The sequence below is a fragment of the Actinomycetospora callitridis genome (assembly GCF_028737265.1).
GTDB classification, from domain to species: Bacteria; Actinomycetota; Actinomycetes; order Mycobacteriales; family Pseudonocardiaceae; genus Actinomycetospora; species Actinomycetospora callitridis.
Window position 1 is genome coordinate 132584 of the sequence record NZ_JAQZAK010000003.1, and the last position, 25265, is coordinate 157848.

General features: G+C 76.0%; 25 protein-coding genes. 7 read left to right on the forward strand and 18 right to left on the reverse strand.

Features of this window, described 5'->3' with window-relative positions; genetic code table 11:
- Nucleotides 1-112 precede the first annotated feature (112 nt).
- Nucleotides 113-784, reverse strand: coding sequence for a response regulator (locus PH191_RS12020; RefSeq protein WP_274194843.1), 672 nt, complete (start codon nucleotides 782-784; stop codon nucleotides 113-115).
- The gene (locus PH191_RS12025; protein ID WP_274194844.1) at nucleotides 781-1932 is read right to left on the reverse strand and encodes a sensor histidine kinase; all 1152 of its coding nucleotides are present in this window, start codon (nucleotides 1930-1932) and stop codon (nucleotides 781-783) included. The genes PH191_RS12020 and PH191_RS12025 overlap by 4 nt, the downstream gene beginning before the upstream one ends.
- A 139-nt stretch (nucleotides 1933-2071) precedes the next feature.
- Between PH191_RS12025 and ilvA the strand changes: the two genes are divergently transcribed.
- Complete coding sequence (gene ilvA, locus PH191_RS12030; RefSeq protein WP_274194845.1) at nucleotides 2072-3352, forward strand: threonine ammonia-lyase IlvA; 1281 nt, start codon at nucleotides 2072-2074, stop codon at nucleotides 3350-3352.
- Here the strand turns inward: ilvA and PH191_RS12035 are convergent.
- The 5 genes from PH191_RS12035 to PH191_RS12055 all read right to left on the reverse strand — a co-directional run bounded on the left by PH191_RS12035 (nucleotide 3349) and on the right by PH191_RS12055 (nucleotide 8666).
- Complete coding sequence (locus PH191_RS12035) at nucleotides 3349-3888, reverse strand: GNAT family N-acetyltransferase (RefSeq protein WP_274194846.1); 540 nt, start codon at nucleotides 3886-3888, stop codon at nucleotides 3349-3351. The genes ilvA and PH191_RS12035 overlap by 4 nt on opposite strands.
- Before the next feature lie 4 nt (nucleotides 3889-3892).
- Nucleotides 3893-5107: an MFS transporter gene (locus PH191_RS12040; RefSeq protein WP_274194847.1), complete on the reverse strand. Its 1215-nt coding sequence runs from the start codon at nucleotides 5105-5107 to the stop codon at nucleotides 3893-3895.
- A 63-nt stretch (nucleotides 5108-5170) separates the two neighbouring features.
- Nucleotides 5171-7084, reverse strand: a complete 1914-nt coding sequence (locus PH191_RS12045) for a cytochrome c oxidase assembly protein (RefSeq protein WP_274194848.1) — start codon at nucleotides 7082-7084, stop codon at nucleotides 5171-5173.
- Nucleotides 7081-7506: a hypothetical protein gene (locus PH191_RS12050; RefSeq protein ID WP_274194849.1), complete on the reverse strand. Its 426-nt coding sequence runs from the start codon at nucleotides 7504-7506 to the stop codon at nucleotides 7081-7083. Before PH191_RS12050 ends, PH191_RS12045 begins: the two co-directional genes overlap by 4 nt.
- Before the next feature lie 233 nt (nucleotides 7507-7739).
- Nucleotides 7740-8666 carry an RDD family protein gene (locus PH191_RS12055; RefSeq protein WP_274194850.1) on the reverse strand — a complete coding sequence of 309 codons (927 nt, stop codon included), beginning with the start codon at nucleotides 8664-8666 and terminating at the stop codon, nucleotides 7740-7742.
- A 36-nt stretch (nucleotides 8667-8702) separates the two neighbouring features.
- On the opposite strand from PH191_RS12055, the gene PH191_RS12060 reads away from it, so the two are divergent.
- The 3 genes from PH191_RS12060 to PH191_RS12070 are packed head-to-tail and all read left to right on the forward strand — an operon-like array spanning nucleotide 8703 to nucleotide 10584.
- Entirely contained in the window at nucleotides 8703-9704 is a 1002-nt protein-coding gene (locus PH191_RS12060) for a stage II sporulation protein M (RefSeq protein ID WP_274194851.1), read from the forward strand.
- Nucleotides 9701-10153: a helix-turn-helix transcriptional regulator gene (locus PH191_RS12065; RefSeq protein ID WP_274194852.1), complete on the forward strand. Its 453-nt coding sequence runs from the start codon at nucleotides 9701-9703 to the stop codon at nucleotides 10151-10153. The genes PH191_RS12060 and PH191_RS12065 overlap by 4 nt, the downstream gene beginning before the upstream one ends.
- Nucleotides 10150-10584: a VOC family protein gene (locus PH191_RS12070; protein WP_274194853.1), complete on the forward strand. Its 435-nt coding sequence runs from the start codon at nucleotides 10150-10152 to the stop codon at nucleotides 10582-10584. The genes PH191_RS12065 and PH191_RS12070 overlap by 4 nt, the downstream gene beginning before the upstream one ends.
- Here the strand turns inward: PH191_RS12070 and PH191_RS12075 are convergent, their stop codons facing one another.
- From PH191_RS12075 to PH191_RS12095, 5 genes are all read right to left on the reverse strand, one after another.
- Nucleotides 10585-11892, reverse strand: a complete 1308-nt coding sequence (locus PH191_RS12075) for a DUF58 domain-containing protein (RefSeq protein ID WP_274194854.1) — start codon at nucleotides 11890-11892, stop codon at nucleotides 10585-10587. It abuts the gene before it with no gap.
- Nucleotides 11893-11916: 24 nt separating this feature from the next.
- Nucleotides 11917-12891 carry an AAA family ATPase gene (locus PH191_RS12080; RefSeq protein ID WP_274194855.1) on the reverse strand — a complete coding sequence of 325 codons (975 nt, stop codon included), beginning with the start codon at nucleotides 12889-12891 and terminating at the stop codon, nucleotides 11917-11919.
- Between the two features lie 12 nt (nucleotides 12892-12903).
- Complete coding sequence (locus PH191_RS12085; RefSeq protein WP_274194856.1) at nucleotides 12904-14025, reverse strand: DUF4350 domain-containing protein; 1122 nt, start codon at nucleotides 14023-14025, stop codon at nucleotides 12904-12906.
- A gap of 107 nt (nucleotides 14026-14132) precedes the next feature.
- Complete coding sequence (locus PH191_RS12090) at nucleotides 14133-14795, reverse strand: DUF4129 domain-containing protein (RefSeq protein ID WP_274194857.1); 663 nt, start codon at nucleotides 14793-14795, stop codon at nucleotides 14133-14135.
- Nucleotides 14795-16252, reverse strand: a complete 1458-nt coding sequence (locus PH191_RS12095; RefSeq protein ID WP_274194858.1) for a DUF7847 domain-containing protein — start codon at nucleotides 16250-16252, stop codon at nucleotides 14795-14797. Before PH191_RS12095 ends, PH191_RS12090 begins: the two co-directional genes overlap by 1 nt.
- Nucleotides 16253-16373: 121 nt before the next feature.
- On the opposite strand from PH191_RS12095, the gene PH191_RS12100 reads away from it, so the two are divergent.
- Nucleotides 16374-16964 carry a putative glycolipid-binding domain-containing protein gene (locus PH191_RS12100; protein WP_274194859.1) on the forward strand — a complete coding sequence of 197 codons (591 nt, stop codon included), beginning with the start codon at nucleotides 16374-16376 and terminating at the stop codon, nucleotides 16962-16964.
- 49 nt (nucleotides 16965-17013) lie between these two features.
- Nucleotides 17014-17679 carry a TVP38/TMEM64 family protein gene (locus PH191_RS12105; protein ID WP_274194860.1) on the forward strand — a complete coding sequence of 222 codons (666 nt, stop codon included), beginning with the start codon at nucleotides 17014-17016 and terminating at the stop codon, nucleotides 17677-17679.
- Nucleotides 17680-17682: 3 nt separating this feature from the next.
- On the opposite strand, the gene PH191_RS12110 is transcribed toward PH191_RS12105, so the two are convergent.
- Nucleotides 17683-18003 carry a hypothetical protein gene (locus PH191_RS12110; protein WP_274194861.1) on the reverse strand — a complete coding sequence of 107 codons (321 nt, stop codon included), beginning with the start codon at nucleotides 18001-18003 and terminating at the stop codon, nucleotides 17683-17685.
- A gap of 118 nt (nucleotides 18004-18121) precedes the next feature.
- A complete protein-coding gene (locus PH191_RS12115) occupies nucleotides 18122-19639 on the reverse strand; it encodes an FAD-dependent oxidoreductase (protein ID WP_274194862.1) in 1518 nt (505 codons plus the stop codon).
- 115 nt (nucleotides 19640-19754) lie between these two features.
- Between PH191_RS12115 and PH191_RS12120 the strand changes: the two genes are divergently transcribed.
- Nucleotides 19755-21221, forward strand: coding sequence for an NAD-dependent succinate-semialdehyde dehydrogenase (locus PH191_RS12120; protein ID WP_274194863.1), 1467 nt, complete (start codon nucleotides 19755-19757; stop codon nucleotides 21219-21221).
- A 51-nt stretch (nucleotides 21222-21272) separates the two neighbouring features.
- On the opposite strand, the gene PH191_RS12125 is transcribed toward PH191_RS12120, so the two are convergent.
- The 4 genes from PH191_RS12125 to PH191_RS12140 all read right to left on the reverse strand — a co-directional run bounded on the left by PH191_RS12125 (nucleotide 21273) and on the right by PH191_RS12140 (nucleotide 25255).
- A complete protein-coding gene (locus PH191_RS12125) occupies nucleotides 21273-22259 on the reverse strand; it encodes a DUF3616 domain-containing protein (RefSeq protein WP_274194864.1) in 987 nt (328 codons plus the stop codon).
- Between the two features lie 5 nt (nucleotides 22260-22264).
- A complete protein-coding gene (locus PH191_RS12130) occupies nucleotides 22265-22693 on the reverse strand; it encodes a hypothetical protein (RefSeq protein WP_274194865.1) in 429 nt (142 codons plus the stop codon).
- 115 nt (nucleotides 22694-22808) lie between these two features.
- A complete protein-coding gene (locus tag PH191_RS12135) occupies nucleotides 22809-23591 on the reverse strand; it encodes an alpha/beta fold hydrolase (protein ID WP_274194866.1) in 783 nt (260 codons plus the stop codon).
- Nucleotides 23592-23596: 5 nt separating this feature from the next.
- Nucleotides 23597-25255 carry a glutamate--tRNA ligase gene (locus PH191_RS12140; protein WP_274194867.1) on the reverse strand — a complete coding sequence of 553 codons (1659 nt, stop codon included), beginning with the start codon at nucleotides 25253-25255 and terminating at the stop codon, nucleotides 23597-23599.
- Nucleotides 25256-25265: the final 10 nt, after the last annotated feature.

Below are 25265 nucleotides of genomic sequence, written 5' to 3' on the forward strand. Positions count from 1 at the left end.
GGCGGTCGTCGTCGCGACGACGTGTCCGCGACGTACGCCCGAGGGCGTAGGGACCCTGAGGGTGCGCTGCGCGCATGTGAGCACTTCGGAGTGCTGGAGCACTCGAAACTGCTCACATGCGCGCAGCGCACCTCGGGGTGATCAGCCCGGTCTCGTAGGCGACGACGACGAGCTGGACGCGGTCGCGGGCGTCGAGCTTGGTCAGCAGGCGGCCCACGTGGGTGCGGGCGGTGGCCGGGCTGATCACCAGGCGGGCGGCGATCTCGTCGTTGGTCAGTCCGCCGCCGACGAGCGCGAGCACCTCCCGCTCGCGCGGGGTGAGGACGTCGAGGCGCGCCGCGGGCACCCGCGGCTCCGGGCGGCCCGCGAACTCGGCGATGAGCCGTCGGGTCACCGCGGGCGCGAGCAGCGCCTCGCCGCGGGCGACGAGGGCGATCGCGCGGACGAGGTCGGCGGGCTCGCCGTCCTTGAGCAGGAACCCCGCCGCCCCGGCGCGCAGGGCGCGGTAGACGTACTCGTCGAGGTCGAAGGTGGTCAGCACCAGCACCGCGGTCCCGGCCAGCGCGGGGTCGGCGACGATCGTGTCGAGGGCGGTCAGGCCGTCGACGCCCGGCATCCGCACGTCCATGACGACCACGTCGGGACGGGTCTCGCGGACGAGCGCGACGGCCTGCGCGCCGTCGGCCGCCTCGCCGACCACCGCGAAGCCGTCCTCGGTCTCGAGCAGGACGCGCAGGCCGGCGCGGATCAGCTGCTGGTCGTCGGCCAGCACGACCCGGATCACCGGGCTGCCGTCCCCGTGAGCGCCGTCCCCGTGAGCGTCGTCCCCACGAGTGGGAGCGCGGCCTCCACGACGAAGCCGTCGGGACCCGGCGCCGCCGACGAGCGACCGCCGAGCACCGCGGCGTGCTCGGCGAGGCCCCGCAGCCCGTTGCCGGGGGTGATCTCGCCGGCCGGTCCCCCGTCGTCCACGACCCGCAGCCGCAGCTCGGCGGCGTCGCGCTCGAGGTCCACGGTGACCCGCCGCGCGTGGCGGGCGTGGCGCACGGTGTTGGTGACGGCCTCGCGCACGATGCGGAACGCGGCGTCGTCGACGCGGGTGGCCAGGGTGCCGGGGCTCCCCCGCACCTCCACGCCGACGCCCGCGAGCCGCGCGACCCGGGCGACCTCGTCGAGGCGCTCCAGGCCCGAGGACTCCGGGCACTCCGGCTCGCGCAGCACGGCGAGGGTGGTGCGCAGCTCGGCCAGCGCGGACCGGCTCGCCTCCTTGATCTCCAGGAGCGCCGCGACGGCCTGCTCCGGGCGCCGATCGGCGACGTGGGCGCCGACGCCCGCCTGCACCGCGATCATCGCGAGGCTGTGCGAGACGACGTCGTGCACGTCCCGGGCGAGGCGCAGCCGCTCCTGCTCGACCCGCCGACGGGCCTGCTCCTCGGCGCGCTCGGCGGCCTCGTTCTGGCCGCGGCGCAGCCCGCCGACCCCGACGCCGACCGCCACCGTGACGACGATCCACAGGAGGCGGTCGCGGTCGGGGGGCGCGACGACGTCCTCGCGGAACGAGACGACGCGCTCCAGCCCGAGCCACACCACGAACAGCACGACGCCGATCCCGACCGACCGGGGCCAGCTGAGCCGGGTGGCGACCGTGTACATGGCGACGGCGACCATCAACGACGCCGGCCCGTCGGGGTAGCCCATCCAGTAGTAGGGCGCCACCGTGAGCAGGGTCGAGGCGAGCACCGTCACCGGCGCGTGGCGACGCCAGACGAGGGCGAGCGCGGCGGCGACGATCAGCGCCGCGCCGCCGGGCCACCACGGTCGGTCGTCCGGCCGAGCGGTCAGGGCCGTGCCCAGGATCGTGGCCGCGCCCAGCGCCGCGGCCAGCACGACGTCGGTGGGCCGCGGCCACCACGACCGGACGTTCGGGGTCACCCCGGTCACGCTAGGGGTGCGCCGGGGCGTCGTCGTCAGCGTTCCGACGTACGCGACCCGGGGATCCCTCGGGGTGGACCCCGGCCCGGACGCCGGGGACACCTACCATCGATGGATCAATCGGTGACGAGGAATCGGGATGACGATGGCGCGCGGCGACGGTCCGACGTTCGAGAAGCAGGTCCTCGAGGCGTCGGAGCGTCTGTCGGGCATCGCCGAGCGCACCCCGCTCCAGCGCAACATCCGCCTGTCGGCGGCCACCGGCACCGAGGTGTGGTTCAAGCGCGAGGACCTCCAGGTCGGGCGCTCCTACAAGCTGCGCGGGGCCTACAACCTCATCAGCCAGCTCGACGACCAGGCCCGGGCCGCGGGCGTCGTGTGCGCGAGCGCCGGCAACCACGCCCAGGGCTTCGCGTTCGCGTGCGCGGCGCACCGGGTGCACGGGCGGGTCGTCATCCCGTCGACCACCCCGCGCCAGAAGCGCGAGCGCATCGTCGCGCTCGGCGGCGAGATGATCGACCTGGTGGTCGAGGGCGACACCTACGACGAGTCGTCGGCCGCGGCCACGCGATGGTCCGACGAGACCGGCGCGACGCTGGTGCCGGCCTTCGACGACAGCCGCACGGTCGCCGGCCAGGCCACCGTCGTCGCCGAGATCGTCGAGCAGCTCGGCCGGGCGCCCGACACGATCGTCGTGCCCGTGGGCGGCGGCGGCCTGCTCGCCGGCACCGCCACCTGGCTGCAGGCCACCCACCCGCGCACCCGCGTCGTCGGCGTCGAGCCCGCGGGCGCCCGCAACGTGGCCGCCGCCCTGCACGCCGGGAGCCCGGTGGTGCTCGACGAGCACGGGTTCGACCGGTTCGTCGACGGCGCCGCCGTGCGCAAGGCCGGCGCGGTGACCTACCCGCTGATCCGCCGCTCGGGCGCCGAGCTCGTCGCGGTCGACGAGGGCCTGGTCTGCACCGAGATGCTCTCGCTGTACCAGACCGACGGCATCATCGCCGAGCCCGCGGGCGCCCTGGCCGGCGCCGCGATCCGCCCCGACGGGCCGGGCCTGGACCTCGTGCCGGGCGAGACCGTCGTCGTCGTCCTGTCCGGGGGCAACAACGACGTCTCGCGCTACGCCGAGGTCATCGAGCGCTCGCTGCGCTTCCAGGGCCTCAAGCACTACTTCCTCGTCGAGTTCCCCCAGGAGCCCGGCGCCCTGCGCCGCTTCCTCGACGAGGTGCTCGGCCCGGACGACGACGTGACGCGCTTCGAGTACGTCAAGAAGGACAACCGCGAGTCCGGCCCGGCGCTCGTGGGTGTCGAGATCGGGTCGCGCGACGACCTCGAGCCCCTGCTCGAGCGCATGGCCCGCTCGCCGCTGCAGATCGAGGCGCTGGAGCCGGGTTCGCCGGCCTTCCGCTTCCTGCTCTAGAGGCAGACCCAGCTCGACAGATCGAGCGCCCAGCGCGTGGCGGGCGCCGACCACCCGGGCCCCTGGTAGGGCTCGCCGTCGGGGCGCCAGCCGCGGTGGGCGTAGAACGCCTGGGCACTCGTGTTCGCGGTGTAGACCCACAGGGTGGCCCGGGCGAAGCCCGCCGCCGCGAGGTGCGCGACGCCGATGTCGTGCAGCGCGCCGCCGGCGCCGGTGCCGATGACCTCGGGGTCGAGGTAGAGGGTGTACAGCACGCCGCTCATCTCCGTGGTGTCGCCGGCGAGGTCGGGATCGCGCGACGGACCGACGGTGCAGTAGCCCTGCACCCGGCCCTGATCGTCGTCCGCCACGAACACCGCCATCGGCTCGGGCGCGGCGATCGCGGTCCGGCGGACCTCGGCGATCTCGGCCGGGTCGAGGGCGTCGAGCCGCTCGTCGGCGACGATCCCGCGGTAGGCGTGCCGCCAGCCCGCGACGGTGATCTCCCCGATGCGCAGGGCGTCGGCGTCGACCGCGCGGCGGAGGGTCCAGCGCACCCGATCATTCTCCGTCGGACGCCGCCGCGGCGCGCGCGGCGACCCGTTCCGGGACGGGCTCGGCGGCGACGGGGGTCACGACGATGGCCGCGAGCGGGGCGAGGGCGGCCAGGGCGAAGCCCGCCGCGTAGCTCGAGACGCCGATGACCGCGCCGAGCACCGGCGGCGCGGCCGTCGCGACGATGTTCTGGGTGGTGTTCTGCACGCCGAGGGCCCGCCCGGACCAGGCGGTGCCGGCGATCTCCGCGGTGGCGGTGAACGCGAGACCGTTGTCGGCGACGGTGATGATCGAGCCGGCGGCGATGGCGGCGACCGCGATGATCCCGGTGGTCAGGTCGCCGAACGCGAACACGAGCAGGACGGCGGCGCTGGCCACCGCGAGCTGGCGCATCGGGCGCAGGCGGGAGCCCACGCGGTCGGACCACCAGCCGCTGGCGATGCGTCCGCCGGCGCCCGCGATCTGGGCGCCCGCGACGAAGAACCCGGCCGCGGCGGGCGCCCATCCCTGCTCGCGCACGAGGTACTCCAGCGAGAACGCCGAGATCGCGAACTGCGGGAGCACCAGCAGCGCGCTCGCCGCGTGCACCCGCGGCAGGACGACGCTGCGGTAGGGCGAGGCGGGCGGGGCGTCGCCGGGTGCGCGCACCGCCCGGGGCGGGTCCGCGGCGACCACCAGGACGAGCACCGCGCAGACCAGGCAGGCGAGCGCGGGCCAGCCCAGCGCGGCGAAGGAGCCCTCGCGCAGCGCGAGCGTGGGCAGCGCGAGCCCGGCGGCGGCCACCCCGAGCGGCTGGGCGGTCTGGCGGATCCCCATCGCGAGCCCCCGCTCGTCGACGTCGAACCAGCCCATGATCAGGCGCCCGCTCGCGGCGTTGACCGAGGCCGCGCCGATCCCGGCGAGCACCAGCAGGCCGACGGCGACGGCGATCGACTGCGGCGCGAGGAGCGCGAGCACGCCGGTGACCACGCCGCAGGCCCCGAGCCCGGCCGCCATGGGGAGGCGCTCGCCGACCCGGTCGACCACGGCACCCCAGCCGATCAGCGCGATGAGCAGCCCGAGGGTCGGCGCGGCGACCACCACGCCGACGGCGGCGAGGGAGAGCCCACGCTCGTCGCGCAGCATGGGCACGAGGAACGGGACGCCGTACACGACCGCGGACGCCGCGGTCTGGGCGGCGACTCCGGCAGCGAGGACGGCCCAGCGTCGACGGGAGCGCACGGGTTCTTGTCTACGCGATCGGTGCCCATTCCGCAGGAAATCCCTCCCACATCGTGGGACAGCTCAGCGTGATCCGAGACCCACCAGCAGCTCGGCCTCCCCCGTGCGGCCCTGGCGGGACCACGCGACGAGCACGACGACCACCGCGGCGAGCAGCGGGAGGTCGCCGAGCAGCCAGGTCAGGACCCCGGCCAGGTGCTGGTCGGCGAGCAGGTCCGGCGCCCACGGCAGGCGCAGGCGCACGAAGAAGTCGTCGACGAACACCTGCCCGCTGCCCCCGTCCGCGGGCAGCACCGGCGTCCGCGAGACGGGACGGTCGGTGGCCAGCAGGGCGAGCCCGACGAGCGCGTGCACCGGCATCGAGGCCAGCAGGAACGTCAGCCGCGCGAGATACGGCAGGCCCGGGCCCTCCGGCGCGCCGCCCACCAGCGGGCCGAGGAACAGCACGCCGACCCCCACGAACCACAGCGTCATCAGCGGCTGCAGCCAGCCCAGCGGCTGGGTCAGCGCGAACACCCGGGTCAGGTAGAGCAGCACGGGCGAGGCGACGACGAGCACGAGGGCGACGAGCGGGTGGCTCGCCCGGCGCAGGGTCGGCGCGGCGAGGACGTGCTCGAGCCACTCCGCCGGGCCCTCCGGACCGCCGGGCGAGGCCTCGCGCAGGGTGCGGCGGGCCAGCACGATCGGCGCGCCGAGCGCCCAGAGCAGGGGGACGGCCGTCGCCACCAGCATGTGGCCCGCGACGTGGACACTGAGCACCGCCGGGCCGTAGCGCCCCAGCCCCGACGACGTCGCGACCACCAGCAGCGCGCACCCGCCGAACCACGCCAGCGACCGCCCCGCCGGCCACCGCGCGCCCTCGGCGGCGAGGCGGCGCAGCCCGCCGGCGTAGAGCGCGGCGAGGGTCAGGGCGAGCACCAGGGCGGTCAGGTCGGGACGCCAGGAGGTGGCGAGCACCTCCGGATCCGGCGCGACGGCCAGGCCGTAGCCGAGGACCGCGGTCGGGGTGCTCGTCGCGCCCGGGGCCTGCACGGGCGGGACCGCGCGGGTCGCGACCGCGGAGAGCCCGACGACGACGGCGAGGACGGCGAGCTCGACGGACCGGGTCACGCGTCCGGTCCGCCGGCGCCACAGCGCTGCGCCCGCCAGGACGCCGAGTGCCGCGGTGAGCAGGACCAGGGCCGTGTAGTCGGTGCCGCCGTCCGGGGCGCCGCGCAGGGCGACCGCCGCGGCCACGGCCCCCGACCCGATCGTCGCGACCCCCGCGGCCGTGCCGACGCGGGCGGCGCGCCAGGTCGCCCGCGGATCGCGCAGGCGCAGGACCACGAGCACCCCGAGGGTCCCCGTCCACACCGCGGCCGCGACGACGTGGCCCGCGAGCGCGGGCAGGGCGAGGTCGTGACCCACCCCGTCCATGGCGTGCCCGGCCGCGACCGGGACGAGGAGGGCCGCGACGGCGAGTCCGAGGACCCCGGCGCCCCCGGTCCAGCGCCGCACCTCGCCGGCGGCCACGGCCGTCGCCACCCCGAGGGCGGCGGCGACCAGCCAGCTCACCGGCTCACCGCGCGCGAGCATCACCGTCACGAGATCCGGCCCGCGCGGGAGCCCGCCGCCCGCCGAGTCCGCGAGCGTCGCGGGCACCGACAGCGCCGCGCCGGCCGCCCCCACCCAGGCGGCCCACCGCGCGACGCCCAGGGCCCGACGGCCCTGCGGGGTGAACGGCTCGCCGCCGGCGGGCGGGGTGGTGGCCGGTGTCGCGATGACGAGGGCGACGAGCAGCCCGCCGACCGTCGCCGCGCCGGCCAGGTCGACCACCGTGCGCAGCACCGGGACGGCGACGCGGACGGCGAGGCCCGGATCGGCCAGCCCGAGCTCCGGGTAGCCGACGGGCCCGCGCACGAGCACCGCGACCGCGGCGGCGAGGACCCCGAGCAAGGCCCCCGCGATCGCCCCCGTGAGTCCAGGGCGCCGCGTCACGGGTCGATCTCGCTCGGGTACCGGGCGCGGTACTCGTCGAGGTGCTGGGACTTGCAGACGTGCTGTTCCTTCTCGTTCGGCGCCTGGCGCATGCACTCGTCGAGGGTTCGCACGCCGCCGGTCTCGAGGTAGGTCACGGCCCCGGCGAGGGTGCTCCACTCCACGACGACCGCGATCCCGACGGCGACGAGACCGAGCGCGAGCCCGGCGAGGGGGCCGCGGCGGCTCGCGTCCCGGGAGCCGCGCAGGCGCGCGAGCGCAGCCAGGGCGACGACGACCGCGAGCAGGCCCAGCGCCAGCCCGCCCCAGCCCGTCCACGCGCTGACCAGGGCCATCGCGCCCAGCACCGGCGCGGCCACGACGATGCCCGGACGCCGCACGGTGCCGGCGTCGGTGGGTGGCGCGACGGGCTCGGAGGGCACGACCGCGATCGTGACAAGCGCGTCGCGGTGGACCGTCGAGGGGGTCGGCGCGGGTGCGGCGATGGCTCCGGTTCTCGAAGGGTCTCGACCGGGTCGTCCGGTTTCCGGGAGGCCCGATGGGGTTCGACGAGGTGGGGTCGGTCGGGACCCGGGAGCTCGGCCGAGCTCCATGAGGGTCGACGAGAACGCTTCGGTTTCCGAAGCGTCGCGGTCGGGTCGGACGGGACTCCGCCTCAGCCGGGTGGGGCGAAGCCGCCCGGCGAGGGTGCGGGCTCCTCCGGGCTCGACGGGGTGCCCGACGGGGTGGTCGTCGGCGGCGCCTCGGGGGGTGCGCCCGCCGGGACCGCCGGTGCCCACCCCGGTGGTCCGCTCCCCCGCGGTGCCGCGGCCGCCCCGGCCGTGAGGCGGTCGGTCTCGCGACGGCGGCGCTCGCCCAGGACGGCGAGGAGGTAGGGCTCGGGCGGCACCCCGGGCGGTGGGGGCGGGGCGACGCGGGCGGAGACGTCGGCCGCGAGCCGCTCGGCCAGCGACGCCCGCACCCCGCCCGCGAGCTGCGGGGCGCGCACGAGGAACTGGCGGGCGGCGAGGGCCAGGTCGTCGGGGAGGCGGGAGAGCTCGCAGCCCCGCGCCCACGCCGCGAGCCCGGGGTCGGGCGGCGGGAGGCTCTCGAGGCCCGTGCGCGGCAGCCGTTCGCGGACGACGACCGTGCCGGCGAGGAGGTCGCCGACCCGCTGTCCCCGGGCCGTGCTCGCCGACACCACGATCCCGATCAGGCCCGTGAACAGCGACAACAGCCCGAAGTCGACGATGAACCCGGCGAGCGCCCGGGCGAGGGCGTGGCGGAACACGATCGGCCCGCCGTCGGTGCGCACCACCCGCAGCCCCATCGCGTACTTCCCCGGGGAGCGGCCGCGCGTGAGCGTCTCCCACAGCAGCGGATAGCCGACGAACACGCCGACGGTGGTGACCAGCGAGACCGCGGCGGCGAGCGCCGGGTCGACGTCCGCCCCGACCGCCGACATCACCAGCAGGACGGCGAGCAACAGCACCAGCATGATCAGGACGTCGAGCGCGAGGCCCAGCGCCCGGCTGGGCAGGCGGGCGGTGCGCACGTCCAGCTCGACCGCTTCCCCGATCACCACGCGGTCCACGACGGCCATCGTGCCAGCGTCGTGCTCGGTGGAAGGATCGGCGGTGTGGACGTCGACGCCTACGTGGCGGCCCATCGGCCCGACTGGGACCGCCTGGCGGCCCTGCTCGACCGGCGCCGCTGGACCGGCGACGAGGTCGACGAGGCCGTGGCGCTCTACGAGCGGACGGCCACCCACCTCTCGGTGGTGCGCTCGACGTCGCCCGACCCGGCGCTGGTGGCGCGGCTCTCGACGCTGGTCGCCCGCGCCCGCACGGCGATCACCGGCTCGGCCGGCCCCTCGTGGCGCGACCTCACGCGGTTCGCCACCGTCGGCTTCGCGGTGGCGCTGGCGTCGTCCTGGCGCTGGTGGCTGACGACGCTGGCGGTCAGCTCGGTGGTGATGGTCGCCGTCGGGGTCTGGGTGGCCCGCTCCCCCGACGTCCAGGCGGCCCTGCTCCCGCCCGAGGAGACGCGGCGGCTGGTGGAGGAGGACTTCGCGTCCTACTACAGCTCCGACCCGGCGTCGTCGTTCGCGGCTCGGGTCTGGACCAACAACGCCTGGCTCGCGGCCGTCTGCCTGATCACCGGCGTGCTGATCCTGCCGGTGCTCTGGGTACTGCTGCAGAACGTCGTCAACGTCGGGCTCTCCGGCGGGATCCTCGCCGCCAACGGCCGGGCGGACCTGTTCTTCGGCCTGATCACCCCGCACGGCCTGCTGGAGCTCACGGCCCTGTTCGTCGCGGCGGGCGCCGGGCTGCGGTTGGGGTGGTCCTGGATCGACCCGGGACCGCTGACGCGCTCGGAGTCCCTCGCCCGGCAGGGGCGCACCACCGCGGGGATGGCGCTCGGGGTCGCCGTGCTGCTGCTGATCTCCGGGGTGATCGAGGCGTTCGTGACGCCCTCGGGGCTGCCGACCGCCGCGCGGATCGGGATCGGGGTGCTCGCCGAGGCCGGGTTCGCGGCGTACGTCCTGTGGGGCGTGGTGCTGGTGCGCCGCCACGGCCCGTCCGCGCCCGCGCTGGCCGACCTCGCCACCGACCGCCGCGGTCACACGCTCCCGACATGAACACCGTCCCCGAGGACCTGCTCGTCGGGCTGCGTCGCGCGCGCGATCGCATCGACCGCGACTACGCGCAGCCCCTCGACCTCGACGCCCTGGCCGCGACGGCGGGCCTGTCGAAGTACCACTTCCTGCGCTGCTTCGCCCGCACCTACGCGCTCACGCCCCATGCGTACCTCACCGAGCGGCGCGTGGAGCGCGCGCAGGATCTCCTGCGCGCCACGAACCTCACCGTCACCGAGGTGTGTTGGCTCGTCGGCTACGAGTCGCTCGGGTCGTTCTCGACGCGGTTCCGCCGGCTCGTCGGCGCCAGCCCGTCGGAGTACCAGGCGCGGTGGGCGCGGACCGGCCCGCCGCGCATCCCGGGGTGCTTCGTGCTCATGCACGGGCTGAGCGACCGAGCAATCCGCGAGAAGCCGGTCGACGGGGCCACGCGAGGAGAATCCTCCGCATGATCACCAACGTCTCGCTCGTCACCGTCTACGTCACCGACCAGGACGAGGCCAAACGCTTCTACTGCGACGTCCTCGGCTTCGTCGAGGGCACCGACATCTCGATGGGCGAGGGCTTCCGCTGGGTGACGGTCGTGCACCCGGAGCAGCCCGAGCTGCAGGTGACGCTCATGGTGCCGGGCCCGCCCCTGACCGAGGAGATGGCCGGTGCCGTCCGCCGCGCGCTCGCGGCGGGGTCGATGGGCGGCATCGGCCTCTCGACCGACGACTGCCGTGGCGAGCACGAGCGGCTGGCGAAGCTGGGCGTCGAGTTCGTCCAGGAGCCCGCCGAGCGCCCCTACGGCGTCGAGGCCGTGTTCCGCGACAGCTGCGGCAACTGGCTCGTCATGGTCGAGCCCAAGCCGTTCACCGGGGAGGACTTCCCGCACGCCTGACTAGAGCCGCCCCGCCGCCTTGAGCGCGAGGTAGCGGTCGGCAACGGCAGGCGGCAGCTCCTCGGGCCCCGCGTCGACGACCTCGACGCCCCGGCGGCCGAGGCGCTCGGCGGTCCGGCGCCGGGCGGCGCGGGCGGTCTCGGCGGCCGCCGCCGTGTAGACGGCCTCGGCGTCCCCGCGCCCGGCGGCCATCGTCGCGAGCTCCGGGTCGTCGACGGCGGCGAGCAGCACGGTGTGCCGGCGCAGCAGGCTCCCGAGCACCGGGTCGAGGCCCTCGGCCACGGCCGCCTCGTCGAGACCCGTGACGAGCACGACGAGGCTGCGCTGTCCGGCGCGGGCGAGGACGGACGCGGCGAGCAGACGCATGTCGGTCTCGACCAGCCGCGGCTCCAGCGGCGCCATGGCCGTCACGAGCGCCGGCAGCAGATCGCCCGCCGTCGCCCCGAGCACCGAGGCCCGGACCTCGCGGTCGAGCGCGAGGAGGTCGACACGATCGCCCCCGCGGGAGGCCAGCGCGGCGAGCAGGAGCGCGGTGTCCAGGGCGGCGTCGAGCCGCGGGGCATCGCCGACCCGGCCCGCGGAGCTGCGGCCGGTGTCGAGCACGACGAGGACGTGGCGGTCCCGCTCGGGGCGCCAGGTGCGCACGACGAGCTCGGTGGAGCGCGCCGAGGCCCGCCAGTCGAGCGAGCGGACGTCGTCGCCCGCGACGTACTCGCGCAGCGAGTCGAACTCGGTGCCCTGGCCCCGCACCTGGATCGCGCGGCGGCCGTCGAGCTCGCGCATCCGCGCCAGCCGGGAGGGCAGGTGGCGCCGGGACCCGAACGGCGGGAGCACCCGCACGCGGGCCGGGACGGCACGCCCGCCCTGGCGCGCGGCGAGCCCGAGGGGACCCAGCGAGCGGACGGTGACCCGGACCGCGTCCCTATCGCCGCGGCGGGTCGGGGTGAGCGTGGTGACCACCCGGCGCCGCTCCCCCGCCGGCACGACGAGCCGGTGCCGCGCGGGCAGCGCGCCCGCGGAGGGCTCCCAGGCGTCGCGCAGCACGAGATTCGCCCGGCGGCGGCCGGGGTTGGCCACCCGCAGCGCGACCTCGAGCGAGGTCCCGAGACGCAGGGTCGTCGCGCGGGCGGGGTCCTGCTCGCGGTCGAGGTGCAGGCTCCCGACGGGGACCGCCGCCAGCGCGTCCACGACCGCGAGCAGCGCGAGCGCCCCGGACACGACCAGGACCCCGAGCAGCGACGGGACGAGCAGCCCCACGACCAGCGCGCCGAGGGCCACCAGCAGGGCGAGACGCCCGGTGACGGCCATGTCGTCAGCCCACCCGCCCCGGGCCTACCGCGGGACCGGCACGGCGCCGAGCACCCCGGACACGACGCCGTCGGCGGTCACGCCCTCGAGCTCGGCCTCGGCGCGCACCGCGACCCGGTGGCGCAGCACCGGCAGGGCGAGGGCCTGCACGTCGTCCGGCGTGACGTACGGACGCCCCGAGAGCCACGCCCAGCTCCGCGCCGCGAGCAGCAGAGCCGTCGCCCCGCGCGGGGAGACCCCGAGGCGCAGGGACGGCGACGCCCGGGTCGCGCGGCACAGGTCGACGACGTAGGCGAGCAGCTCGGGCCGGGCGGTCACGCGCGCCACGGCGGCCCGCCCGGCGCGCAGGTGCTCGGCGCCCGCGACCGGCGCGACGCCGGCGGCCGCGAGGTCGCGGGGGTCGAAGCCCTCGGAGTGCCGGGTGAGCATGCGGATCTCGTCGTCGCGGGCCGGCAGGGGCAGCACGAGCTTGAGCAGGAAGCGGTCGAGCTGGGCCTCGGGCAGCGGGTAGGTGCCCTCGTACTCGACGGGGTTCTGGGTCGCGGCCACGACGAACGGGTCGGGCAGCGGGCGCGGGACCCCGTCCACCGAGACCTGGAACTCCTCCATCGCCTCCAGCAGCGAGGCCTGGGTCTTCGGCGGGGTCCGGTTGATCTCGTCGGCGAGCAGCAGGTTGGTGAACACCGGGCCCGGGCGGAACGAGAACTCGGCGCTGCGGCCGTCGTAGACCAGCGAGCCGGTGACGTCGCCGGGCATGAGGTCCGGGGTGAACTGCACCCGGCGCTCCTCGAGCGAGAGCGCTGCGGCGACCGAGCGCACGAGCAGGGTCTTGGCGACGCCGGGCACGCCCTCGAGCAGCACGTGCCGGCGGGTGAGCAGGGCGATGACCATGCCCGTCACGGCGGCGTCGTGGCCGACGACGGCCTTGGCCACCTCGCGGCGCAGCGCGAGCAGGGCCTCGCGGGCCTCGTCACCGCTGATCTCCCCCGTGCCGGTCACACCTCCATCCGATCACGCCCGCGGTGCGGGGCCGCCGGGGGTCGCACCGGAGGCGTCGCGGACGGCGGAGCGGAGGCGGTCGAGCTCGCCGGCGAGCGTCACCAGCGCGGCGTCGTCGGACGGGGGCGGCCCGGCCAGGAGGGCACCCACCGCCCCGGCCGGCCACCCGGTCCGGCCGGTGGCCGCGTCGACGACGGCGCCGTCCCCGGCACCCCGCGGGACGCCGAGACGCCCGGCGAGGTCACGGCGCGCATCGGCGCGCAGGGCGGCCGCGGCGCGGTCGCGCGCCCCGGCGCGGCGGTAGAGCCGGGCCCGTCCCCGCACGGTCTCGCCGGCGGGGACGACCACCGGCAGGTCCTCGGTGACCACGCGCCCGAGGCGCCGCCCCCGCCACAGCGCGATCGCCAGCCCGGCCACGAGCAGCTGCACCGAACCCCACACCCAGCCCGGCGGCAGGAGCTCGGAGGTGCCGCGCTCCTGGCCGGGCTCGGCCGGGGGCGGCACCGGCAGGTACCAGAGCAGGTCGGGGTGGGCGCCGAGGACGTCCATCGCGAGGGCGGCGTTCCCGCGCTCGTCGAGGACGTCGTTGGTGAACGGGGCCGCGTCCCCGACGACGGTGACCGTGCGCCCGCGGTCCCGGACCTCGACCAGCGACACCGCGCCGCTCGGGGTGCCCGTCGGGTAGCAGCGCGCCGCGGCCGGGTCGGCGGTGGAGTACGCGGCGCCGGCGAGGTCGACCGGTCCGGCGAGCACCGCGGCGCGCAGCCCGCACGCCGGCCCGGTGGGCTCGGGCAGCTCGACCGGCTCGGGGCGCACCCCCGGGGCCAGCGCGGTGAGGGTGCGCTCATCAGGGCGCAGGAGCACGAGGTCGGCCCGGGACGCGGCGAGGGCGTCGCGCTGGCGCGTGCTGAGCTGCGCGGGCAGGGCGACGAGCACGGTGCGTCCGGCGCCTGCGGTCGCGGCGTCGAGGTCGCTGACGGTCTCGACCCGCACGCCCTGGGCCTCGAGCAGCGTGGCGAGCGCCCGCGTGCCGTCGGGCGAGGCGGCCTCCGGGTCCAGCTCCCCGGTGCGCGGCGCGGCGCCGAGCACGGCGATGACCAGCGCGGCGAGCAGCACGAGGCCGACGACGAGCACGGGGCCGCGCCAGCGCCGTCGCGCGGGGGTCGCTTCGGTGGTAGGGGCCTCGGTCGTGGCAGCGAACGGCCCGTTCGCTGCTTCTACGCGCGCGGACTCCCCGTTGATCATGCGATTCCGACCGCGCGCGTGGTGGCCACCGCGTCGTCGGCGGCCCGCATCCGCTCGGCGGCGTCGGCGTCGGCGGGGCGTCCGCCGTACACCGTCTCGTCGAAGCGCCGCGCCGCGTCCTGCAGGGCGCCGGCCGCGGCGGGCAGCGCCCGGCCGCCCTCGCGGGCCGCGTCGCCGGCGGTGCGCCCGCGGCGGGGCTCGAGCAGCGTGCGCTCCTCGAGCGACCGGACGATGGCGCGCATCCGCTCGCGCACCGCGTCGTCGTACCGCCCGGCCGCGGCGTGCTCCGCGGCGAGACGCCGGTGCTCGGCGGCGGTGCGGTCGGTGGCGCCGAGCACGGCGCCGGGCACGGCCGTGGTGCGGGCGAGCGGACCGAAGCGTCGCCGCACCAGGATCACCACGACCACCAGCAGCACGACGATCACCAGCAGCCCCCACCCGCCGCCGGGCGACACGCCGGACGCCGCGCGCAGCAGGTCCTCGATCCGCCGCGCCAGCCACTGCAGGGCCGCCGACAGCGGGTCGGGGGCGGCGTCGGAGTAGATCGGCCGCGCGAGCTCCTCACGGGCGAGCTCCCGGGCGGGGTCGGCGCCGAGGTCGATCGGTACCGCGTGCGGGGCGGGACTCCCGGGCGGGACCACCGGGACCACCGGGACCATCAGCGTCCGCCGCCCCCGCCCACCGCGGCCCGCTGCAGCTCGATGTCGAAGCCCTCCCGGCGCATGCGCTGGTCGACGTAGAGCAGGCCGCTGACGCCTGCCTGGAAGGGCGTCGTGAGGGTGGTGGCGATGATCGCGCCGATCGCGCTGATCAGCAGGACCGGGAGCGAGGTGATGGCCGCCGGGTCCCCGTTCGCGGTGGCGACGCCGAGCGCGGTGCCGATGAACTGGAACGGCAGCGCGATCACCGCCGCGATCACCGCGGCGATGATGCCGCCGAGGAGCTGGATGCCGAACACCGGCCAGAACCGGCCGGTGACGAGGAACCACGAGCGCCGCAGCGCTTCGGTGACCCCCACGCCCTCGAGGACGTAGGCGGGCGTGGCCAGCGACCAGGACACCGAGAGCCACACGACGACCACGATCGCCGCGAGCACGCCGATCCCGATCACCACGCCGCCCAGCACCCCGTCGACGGCCAGCAGCAGCAGGCCCGGCACCGCGCCGACGACGAGGATCCCGAGGGCGATGAGCGCGACGAGCACCGCGACCCCGAGCACGCCCGGGACGCGCGGGCGGGCCGCACGCCAGACCTCGCCGGGGTCGACGGGCGCGCCGAGCACCGAGCGGCTGATGACCACCATGAGCACGCCCGTGAGCACGGCCGTCGCGACGAGCGTGATGATCGCGCCGACGAACCCGGTGACGCCCGCGCCGGCCACCAGACCGGTGACCTGCGAGAGGTCCGGCGACCCGCCCAGCCCCTCGGCCGACGACGTCACCACCAGCTGCAGCACCACCTGGACGATCTGGCTGATCACCGCGACGATCGCGGACGCGCCGAGCACCACCCGCGGGTGCGCGCGGATGTAGCCGAGCGCCCCGTCGAGGACCTCGCCGAGGCCGAGCGGGCGCAGCGGGACGATGCCGGGCTTGGGGGCCTGCCCGAAGCCGGGACCGAAGCCCGGGCCGGAACCGCCTCCGAAACCGGCGGGTCCGGCGGGGCTGCCGTAGCCGGGGCCGGGGCCGGGGCCGGGGCCGCCGGGAGCCTGGCCGCCGTAGCCCTGGCCCCCGTAGCCGGGGCCGCCGGGAGCCTGGCCGCCGTAGCCCTGGCCCCCGTAGCCGGGGCCGCCGGGAGCCTGGCCGCCGTAGCCCTGGCCCCCGTACCCCTGGCTCCCGTAGCCCGGGTTGCCGTACCCCTGGCTCCCGGAGGCGCCGTAGCCCGGGGGCTGGGCGCCGGACCCGTAGCCCGAGGAGCCCAGGCCCGACGCGCCCTCGGCCGGGGACGCGAAGCCCGACGAGGGAGGTGACGACGCGCCGGTGCCCCCCGAGCCGCCCTCCGACGGGTCCCAGGCCGGGACCGAGGTGTCCGGAGCGGGCGTACCGCGCGGCGGGGTCGGTTCGTCGGCGCGGGCCTCCCGTGGCTCGTCGTTCTCGTCGGACGAGGGACCACTCACCTCGGGCACTCTCCCTCCGCGCCGGCGCGTCCGGCACCGGACCGATGACGCGGCGATCGTGCCACGCCGGTGCGACCGGCACGCGCGGATCGCCGTCGCGCCGTCTGCCACGATCCCCCGCGTGGCCCTGCACTCCGCGTTGTGGCGACGCCTCGACGTCGCCGACGGACTGGCGCACGGCGCCGTGTCCGACTTCGCCCCCGATCACGAGCACCCCGACGGTGCGCACCTCCTCGACGGGTCCGCCGTCGTCCGCGACGACAACGGGGCCTGGTCGCTGCGGTTCTCCGTGGTCGCCGACCGGGCGTGGCTGACCCGCACGGTCTTCGTCGAGGTGCTCGCCGACGACGGGCTCGAACGGGTGACGCTGTCGGTCGACGCGCTCGGGGACTGGACCCTCGACGGGCGGCCCTGGCCGGAGCTGCGCGGGTGCACCGACGTCGACGTCTCCGCGACGCCGCTCACCAACGCGTTGCCGGTGCGGCGGCTCGACCTGCCGATCGGCGGCGAGGCGGCGGTGGACGTGGCGTGGCTCGACGTCCCGTCGCTGGCCGTGCACCGCGTGCGGCAGGTCTACCGTCGCGGCCCGGACGACGCCCGGGGCCTCGCGACCTACACCTACGCCGACCCCACCTACGGCGAGTTCGCGGTGACCGTCGACCCCGTCGGCCTCGTCGTCGCCTATCAGGGGCTGTTCACACGCATCGGCTGAGTAGGCTCGCGTCCGTTCGGCACCCGACGCTGCGGTGGAGGCGGAATCCGTGCGCCTCCCGTCGCTGACCTCCGGTCGCGCCCGCTGGGTCGTGCTCGCGGTGGTGCTGCTCGCCGCGGTCGTCCTCGCCCTCCTGGTGCCGCTGCCGACGGCGCTGGAGCTGCGCGACCGGGTGCGGGACCTCGGCGCCTGGGCGCCGGTGACGTTCCTGCTCGCGCACGCGCTCGTCACGACCACGCCGATCCCGCGCACCGCGTTCTCGCTGGCCGCGGGCCTGCTGTTCGGGCCGTGGCTGGCGCTCGCGCTGTGCCTGGTGGCGAGCACGGCATCGGCGGCCGCGGGGTTCGGGATCTCCCGGCGCCTCGGCGGGCGTGCGCTCCGCCGGCTCGGACCGGGCCGGGTGCGCATGCTCGAGGCCCGCCTGTCGTCGCGCGGGCTGCTGTCGGTGCTGTCGGCGCGGCTGGTGCCGATGATCCCGTTCGCGCCGCTGAACTACACGTTCGGGGTGACGAGCGTGCGCTGGCGCCACTACCTCGGCGGCACCGCGCTCGGGCTGGTGCCCGGCACCACGGCCGTCGTGCTGCTGGGCGACGCGGTGACCGGGACGCTCTCGCCGACCCTGGTCGTGATCTTCGTCGTCAGCGGGGCGATCGGGCTCGCCGGCGTCGCCCTGTGTGCGCGCCCGACCGGGGAGACCTCCGAAGGACCGGAGTGACCGTCAGCTGCCGGGCGGCGGGGCCGGCGCGCCGGTGGGCTCCGGCTCGCTGCCGCTGGTGCGCGGCCCCTCGGTGGGCGCCGGACCCTCGGGCGGGCGCGGCTCGTCCGCGGGGGCGGGCGGGGCCACCGGGTCGGGCGTGATGACGCCGGGCTGCGGCGCCGGGCCGGGCGGCGGGAAGCCCTCGGTGGAGAACTGGTCCGGGTTCGACGGCGATCCGGGGGCCGGCTCGGCCGGGAAGACGCAGGCGCTCAGGCTGATGCCCCCGGCGAGCAGTACGGCCGCCAGGGCCGCGGTGCGCCCGGCCGTCCGTCGGTTCGGCACTCGGTTCCCTCCCAGGTCGTCGCGCCGGTCTCCCCGGCGGCGCGCAGACGGTATCGCGTCCCGTCCCCACCTGCCGTGCACCCCACGTGCGTGATCTTCACTGCTATCACCGAGAAGATCACGCACGAGGGCGGCCGGCGAGGATGCCCCGCGGGCGGATCGAGCGCATCGGCTCCGGGCCGACGCCCTCCTCGCGCAGGACGTCGTTCGCCGCCGTGACCGCGGTGACCGCCGCCCGCTCCATGAGCGCGGACGGGACGTCGCACGCCACCCAGTCGCCGGCCAGACGCAGCCCGCGGGCGTCGGTGAGGACGCCCGGCCGCACGAGGTGGTAGCCGGGGTCGAACCCGGGCGCGTTGGTGTAGCGGTGCGCCTCGACGTCGATCACGCGCAGGTCGGCGGTCTCGGGCCAGAGCGCGGCGAGCTCGGTACGCATCGCCGCGACGAGGTCGTCGGTCGGGGTCCCGGACGGGCAGGCGTACGAGTGCAGCTCGATCACGGATCCCCCGCGCTCCCGCGCCCAGCGCGCCGAGCCCCCCTCGAGCCGGTGGAACAACGTCACCGAGTCGAGGACCTCCTCCCGGGTGACGCCGGTGAACACCGCGCGTGCCGGGTCGACGTCGCCCTCGCAGAACAGCCGGGCGACGACGTAGGGCTCGCCGCTCGGTAGGGCCGCGATCCGTCGGGCCAGCCCCGGGGCCGCGGCGACGAGCTCGGGCGACGCGGCCACGAGGTCGCGCGTGGCCGGGACGTCGGTGGTGACGACGAGGTGGCGGGCGTGGCGGGCCGGCTCGCCCTCGACGTCGACGGCCCACCCGTGCGCGCCGTCGGGGCGCAGCGCGACCGCGCGCGTCCCCGTGCTCACCGTCGCCCCGTGCTTCTCCAGCAGGCGGGTGAACGGCTCCCAGAGCGAGGTGCGGTAGTCCTCGGTCGGGGCGTCCATGCCGAGGCCCTCGGGGTTGGCCGTGAAGTAGAAGTGGCACATCGCGAGGAACTCGGCCGCCGAGTAGCGCTGCTCGACGTTGAAGAACGAGTGCGCGAAGACCTCGAAGAGCATCGCGCGGCCGCGGTCGGAGAAGCCGAGGGAGTCGAGCAGCTCCGCGGCGCTGCGGTGGTCGTGCTCGGCGTAGGTCCGGACGGGGTCGTAGTGCAGCATCGCCAGCGCCTCGTCGGCGTTCACGTGCCGCAGCTCGCCCAGCTTGAAGCTCGGGCTGCGCAGGACGAGGGCGACGAGGTTGAGCAGCGGGGTGCGCGGCAGCGCGGTGAAGTCCTCGGACTCCCAGCCCACCGAGGGGCGGCTCGCGATCGGGTAGCCGCCGACGTCGCGCAGGAAGCCGAGGTCCGGGTCGAGGCGGCGCAGGATGTCGCGCAGCGTGTAGTACTGCCGGAAGAAGCCGTGGTAGCCGTGCTCGACCACGACCTCGCTGCCGTCGGCCAGGCGCCGGTCCCAGGTGCCGAGGCGCCCGCCGAGGTGCGGCGCCGCCTCGAGCAGCTCGACCTTCACGCCCCGCTCGGCGAGCACCAGCGCGGCGGTCACGCCGGCGATCCCGCCGCCGACGACGAGGGCGCTCGTCTCCGGTTCCACCCGCTGGGGCAGGTCGGGCCGGGCGCGCACGTGGTGGTGGGGTCGGGACACGGGCCGGAGCCTAGGCCGGACGGTCGGCATGGGCCTGCGGAGACGGGGGCACCTAGCGGGGCGAGGATGAGTCGTGCACGTCCCGATCGGGACGTGACGAAGCGGGAGGGGACGCATGGCCGAGACCGACCGGGAACGTCGCGTGATCGACGAGGTCACGAAGGGACTGATCATCGGCGGATCGGTGCGCGACGCCACCGAGCAGAAGACGTTCGGCGTCGAGGACCCGTCGACGGGCGAGCTCCTCTGCGACGTGGCGGACGCCTCCCCGGAGGACGGGATGGTCGCCCTCAAAGCCGCGCACGACGCGCAGCCCGAGTGGGCCGCCACCGCGCCCCGCGAGCGCGGGGAGATCCTGCGCCGCGCGTTCGAGCTGATCACCGAACGCGCCGACGACATCGCCCTGATCATGACGCTGGAGATGGGCAAGCCGCTGGCGGAGTCCAAGGCGGAGATCACCTACGCCGCCGAGTTCTTCCGCTGGTTCTCCGAGGAGGCCGTGCGGATCTCCGGCGAGTGGAAGGTCAACGCCACCGGCAACGGGCGCGTCCTCGTGATGCGTCAGCCGATCGGGCCGTGTCTGCTGATCACGCCGTGGAACTTCCCGCTGGCGATGGGCACCCGCAAGATCGGCCCGGCGATCGCGGCCGGCTGCACGATGGTCATCAAGCCGGCGAGCCTGACGCCGCTGACCATCCTCAAGCTGGCCGACATCCTCGCCGAGGCGGGCCTGCCCGACGGCGTGCTCAACGTCGTCACCACGACCTCCACCGGCAAGGTGATGGGGCCGCTGATCGCCGACGGGCGCATCCGCAAGCTCTCGTTCACCGGGTCGACCGAGGTCGGGCAGAAGCTGATCGAGCAGTCGGCGCAGCAGGTGCTCAAGACGTCGATGGAGCTCGGCGGCAACGCCCCGTTCGTGGTGTGCGCCGACGCCGACGTCGACGAGGCCGTGCAGGGCGCGATGCTCGCGAAGATGCGCAACATCGGCGAGGCGTGCACGGCCGCGAACCGCTTCTACATCCACGCCGACGTCGCCGAGGAGTTCACGAAGAAGCTCGTCGACCGGATGTCCGACATGAAGGTCGGACGCGGCACCGAGGAGGGCGTCGAGGTCGGCCCGCTCGTCGAGGCCGACCAGCGCGACAAGGTCGCCGAGCTCGTCGACGACGCCGTCCAGAAGGGCGCCACCGTGCGCACCGGGGGCCAGATCCCCTCGGGTGCGGGCTACTTCTACCCGCCGACGGTGCTCTCCGACGTGCCCACGTCGGCGCGCCTGGCCAAGGAGGAGATCTTCGGCCCGGTGGCGCCGATCTTCACGTTCACCGAGGACGACGACGCGATCCGCGCCGCCAACGACACCGAGTTCGGCCTGGTCAGCTACCTGTACACGAAGGACCTGAGCCGGGCGATCCGCCTCTCCGAGCGCCTCGAGGCGGGGATGGTCGGGCTCAACCAGGGCATGGTCTCCAACGCCGGCGCGCCCTTCGGCGGCGTGAAGCAGTCGGGCCTGGGCCGCGAGGGCGGCACCGTCGGCATCGACGAGTACCTCGAGATCAAGTACGTGGCGATGAACGTGTAGGTGCGCTTCGCGCATGTGAGCAGTTTGGAGTGCCATAGCACTCCAAACTGCTCACATGGCCGGAGGCCACAGGTCGCCCAGGAGGGTCTCGTCGTCCAGGCGGTGGGCGGCCGGGGTGTCGTGCAGGACGAGCAGACCCTCCGGCAGGACGGCGAGGCCCTCGGGGCGGTCGCAGCCCACGCCGACGGCGAGCTCCGCGACCGTCTCGATCTCCTCGCGCGGGATCGCCGGCGGCAGCGGGGCGGCCGCCGCCCCGGGCAGGCGCAGGACGCGGGCCGGCCCGTCGAGCACCATCGTCGGGCCCGCGAGGACGAGCAGGTCGTCGCCGGCGCGGGCGAGGTCGCGCACGCCGAGCCCGTCGAGGTCGAGGAAGACCTTGTCGATCCCGTCGAGCACGAGTTCGGTCCCCTCGACGCGCACCGCGAGCCACAGCAGCACGGCCCACCCGCGCAGCACCGGTCCGCGCAGGCCGAGGACGACCCGCTCCCCCAGCACCGCGACGCCCTCGACGTCGAACCCGTTGTCCTTGCCCGGGATGCCGAGGAACGGGCCGAGGTGCTCGTCGTCGGCGAGCGCGCCCCAGAGGCCCCGCCTACCCGACGGCAGGCGCGCTCCCGCACCGGGAGCGGGACGCGGACCGTCCGGCCCGTCCCGCAGCGGCAGCCGGGCGAGCAGGCGCCGCGACTTCTCCGCCGACGTCCGGGCGAGGCGCGCGGGCACGTCGGCGGGGTCGGTGCCGGGCTTCACCCGCCTGCGCTTCGGGCTGTGCGAGCCGACGACCCACAGGCAGCCGTCGACGACGTCGAGCCCCTCGGCGTCCACCTCCTCACCGGGCTTCCCCGGCAGGTCGACGGCCTCGCCGAGCGGCACCTCGTCGGGGCTCCCCCAGCCCGGGCCGTCGCGCCGCAGCGCCAGCAGCGAGGAACCCTCGTCCGGGGCCACGAAGAGCGTGTCGCCGACCGCGGCGACCCCGGAGAGGTCCACGCCCGCCGTCGGCGCGTGCGTTCCGAGGTGCAGGGGCACGGTCGTCGGGCTCATGGCGCTCACTGTCCCCGGAACGTGAAGACCGCGGTGCGCCCGTCGGAGGATTCGAGCCGCACGGTCGAGCCGTCCTCGACGAAGGTGCCGCCCTGTTCGACGCGGGTGACGATGCCGTCGTCGGAGATGTCCACCGAGCCCGGCGCCATGGCCTCCACCCGGAAGTCCACGCCGTCGCCGTCGCTCGCGGGCCGGCGGGTGGTGCTCCGGCCCGAGCCGCTGCTGTGGTTGCTGCCGGGCTGGCTCACCTCGATCGGCGTGCCCGTGACCGTCGCGCGGCAGTCGTTGCCGGAGCAGCTCACCGAGCTGCCGGCGCCTCCCGCGCAGCCGGCGAGCAGGCCGGCCGCGACGAGGGCGACGGCCGGCGCACCGGTCGCGCGCAGCACCCGTCGCCGCAGCGGCTCAGCGGGCGACTCGTGGATCGGGGCGGTCATGCGGGCACCTCGCCGTGGCTCGAGGGGGTGATCTCGATCCGTACGACGGTCCGGCCCGCCCGGAATGTTCCCGGCGACTCAGCAGGACGACCACAGCAGCACGACCACAGCAGGACTAGAGCAGGACCTCGGCCAGCACCCGCGCGAGGTCGGCCGGTTCCCACCCGTGCGCGGCCCCCGGCACCTCGCCGCGCTCCGCGTGCGGCAGCGCGTCGACCAGCGCGTCCGCGGCCTCGACGAACACCGGCCAGGCGGCCGTGCCGGTGAGCACCGTCGTCGGCGCCGTGACCTCCCGGGCGAGCGTGCCGTCGCGCAGGGCGTCGGCCGCCCACGCCAGCGCCTCGGCGTCCGCCGCCGTCGTCGGCGCGAGCCGCAGGTAGCGCTCGCGGTCCGGGCCGGCGAGCATCCCGTCGAGCCACTCCGGGGGCATGCCGTCCATCGCGAAGCGCAGCACCGCCTCGGGGCCTGCGGACCCCGTGCGCTCGACGATGCCGGCGTGCCAGGCCCGGGCGTCGGCGGAGCCGTCGGTACCGAGCGGGATCTCCCAGAGCACCAGGTGGTCGACGCCGGGGATCCGGGTGGCGGCGGCCAGGGCGATCGCGCCGCCCGACGAGCTGCCGTAGAGCGCCGCGCGCCCGCCGAGCTCGTCGATCAGCGCGCGCAGGGCCTCCACCTCCCCGGCCAGGGTGAACGGCGGGTCGCCGGTGCTGTCGCCCCGCCCGGGGCGGTCGTGGTGCACGACGTCGAACCGGCGGGCGGCCAGCTCGCCGGTCAGCGTGCGCGTCGCGGGGTCGGTGGCCCGCATCTGGCCCAGACCGCCGACGAGCACGAGGGGCCGCCCGCCCGCGCCCTCGCGGTCGTAGGCGATGCGGCGGCCGGCGCCGGTGCGGACGTACACGGACGTCAGCCCGTCACGGCGCGCAGCCGGCGCACGACCTCGTCGGCGCCGAGGGCCCGCGTGACCTCGTAGAGGTCGGGGCTGCGCTGCGCCCCGGTGATCGCGACGCGGGCGACGTTGGCGGCGTCGCGCAGCATGCCCGGGTAGGCGTCGGGGTCCTTCTTGTACGTCTTCGGGTTGGGCGCGAAGCCGTGGCGGGTCGCGAGGTCGCGGATCTGCTGGAACCACGTCGGCTGGTCGCCCTCGTGGGTGTAGGTGTCCGCCAGGTCCGCCGCGACGGTGCGCACCAGCGCGGCGTCCAGCTCGCCGAACCGCTCGTCGTCGGGGTCGGTGACGTCGGTGAAGAGCTCGGGGAAGAAGAAGCCGTAGGCCTCGCGGAAGTCCGACCACTTCGCGAGGTCCTTGCGCGGGTTCTCCACGCCCACCCGCTCGACGTCGATCGCCGCGAGCGCGAGCTCGGGGTTCGCGTCGAGCACCTTGACGACCTCGGGGTCGTACTCGGCGGCCCACGCCCGCACCCCGGCGAGCACCTCGGGCCCGGGGAGCGTCGCGATGTGGTCGGCGGAGATGTCGCTGAGCTTCACCGTGTCGACCAGCGGCCCGGCGAGCCCGAACTCGTCGAGGCGCAGCGGCGTGGCCAGGGCCTCGGCCAGCGGGACCTCGGCCAGCCGCGGGTTGGCGAGCCCACGCAGGTAGTACTGCACGGCGGGCACCGGGAAGCCGGCCTCGAGGTAGTAGTCGACGGCGGCCTCGGCGTCCTTGCGCTTGGAGAGCTTGCGCTTCGACCCGCCCTCCTGCTTCATCAGCGGCGCGAGGTGGGCGTAGTCGACGGGATCGAAGCCGAGCGCGGCGAACAGCTGGCGGTGCGTCGGCACCGACGAGAGCCACTCCTCGGTGCGCACCACCAGGTTCGTGCGCATCAGGTGGTCGTCGACGGCGTGCGCGAAGTGGTAGGTCGGCAGCCGGACCGGGCTCTCCGAGCTCTTGAGGATGACCACGTCGTTGTGGTTGTCCTCCATCTCGACCCGCCCGCGCAGCCGGTCGGTGAACGCGAACCGCTCCCCCACCTTGCCCTCGGACCGGAACCGCGCGACCCACGGCCTGCCCTCGTCGAGGGCGGCGCGCACCTCGTCCTCGCTCGCGTCCCGCCACGGCGCCCAGCGCCCGTAGTAGCCGGTGGGCAGCTTGAGCGTGCGCTGGGCGTCGGAGATCTGCGCGAGCTCGTCCTTCGTGGCGAAGTCCGGGTACGCCGTGCCCTGGCGCATCAGCTCGCGGACGTAGGTCTGGTAGATCGCCGCGCGCTGCGACTGGTGGTACGGCCCGTACTCCCCGCGCGGGGCCGGGAGTGCGGTGTCGCCCTCGTCGGGGACGAGGCCGAACGCGTCGAACGCCCGGGTGAACTGGGCGTCCGCGCCCTCGACCTCACGGCTCTGGTCGGTGTCCTCGATCCGCAGGACGTAGACGCCGTCGGTGGAGTGCGCGAGGTCGCGCGACACCATCGCGGTGTACAGGCCGCCGATGTGCACGAACCCGGTCGGGCTCGGCCCGAACCGGGTGACGAGGGCACCGGCGGCGAGATCGCGCGGCGGGTAGCGCTCCTCGAGCTCGGCGGGCTCGGGCAGGTCGGCCGGGAACAGGCCGTCGACGAGGGCGCGATCGAGCATGGCCCCAATC

Coding starts and splice junctions, on each gene's coding strand:
- ilvA (WP_274194845.1), top strand. CDS start 2,072: ATGACGATGGCGCGCGGCGACGGTCCGACGTTCGAGAAGCAGGTCCTC.
- PH191_RS12055 (WP_274194850.1), bottom strand. CDS start 8,666: ATGGCCGTCGTGGACCGCGTGGTGATCGGGGAAGCGGTCGAGCTGGAC.
- PH191_RS12065 (WP_274194852.1), top strand. CDS start 9,701: ATGAACACCGTCCCCGAGGACCTGCTCGTCGGGCTGCGTCGCGCGCGC.
- PH191_RS12070 (WP_274194853.1), top strand. CDS start 10,150: ATGATCACCAACGTCTCGCTCGTCACCGTCTACGTCACCGACCAGGAC.
- PH191_RS12075 (WP_274194854.1), bottom strand. CDS start 11,892: ATGGCCGTCACCGGGCGTCTCGCCCTGCTGGTGGCCCTCGGCGCGCTG.
- PH191_RS12090 (WP_274194857.1), bottom strand. CDS start 14,795: ATGGTCCCGGTGGTCCCGGTGGTCCCGCCCGGGAGTCCCGCCCCGCAC.
- PH191_RS12120 (WP_274194863.1), top strand. CDS start 19,755: ATGGCCGAGACCGACCGGGAACGTCGCGTGATCGACGAGGTCACGAAG.
- PH191_RS12125 (WP_274194864.1), bottom strand. CDS start 22,259: ATGAGCCCGACGACCGTGCCCCTGCACCTCGGAACGCACGCGCCGACG.
- PH191_RS12130 (WP_274194865.1), bottom strand. CDS start 22,693: ATGACCGCCCCGATCCACGAGTCGCCCGCTGAGCCGCTGCGGCGACGG.
- PH191_RS12140 (WP_274194867.1), bottom strand. CDS start 25,255: ATGCTCGATCGCGCCCTCGTCGACGGCCTGTTCCCGGCCGACCTGCCC.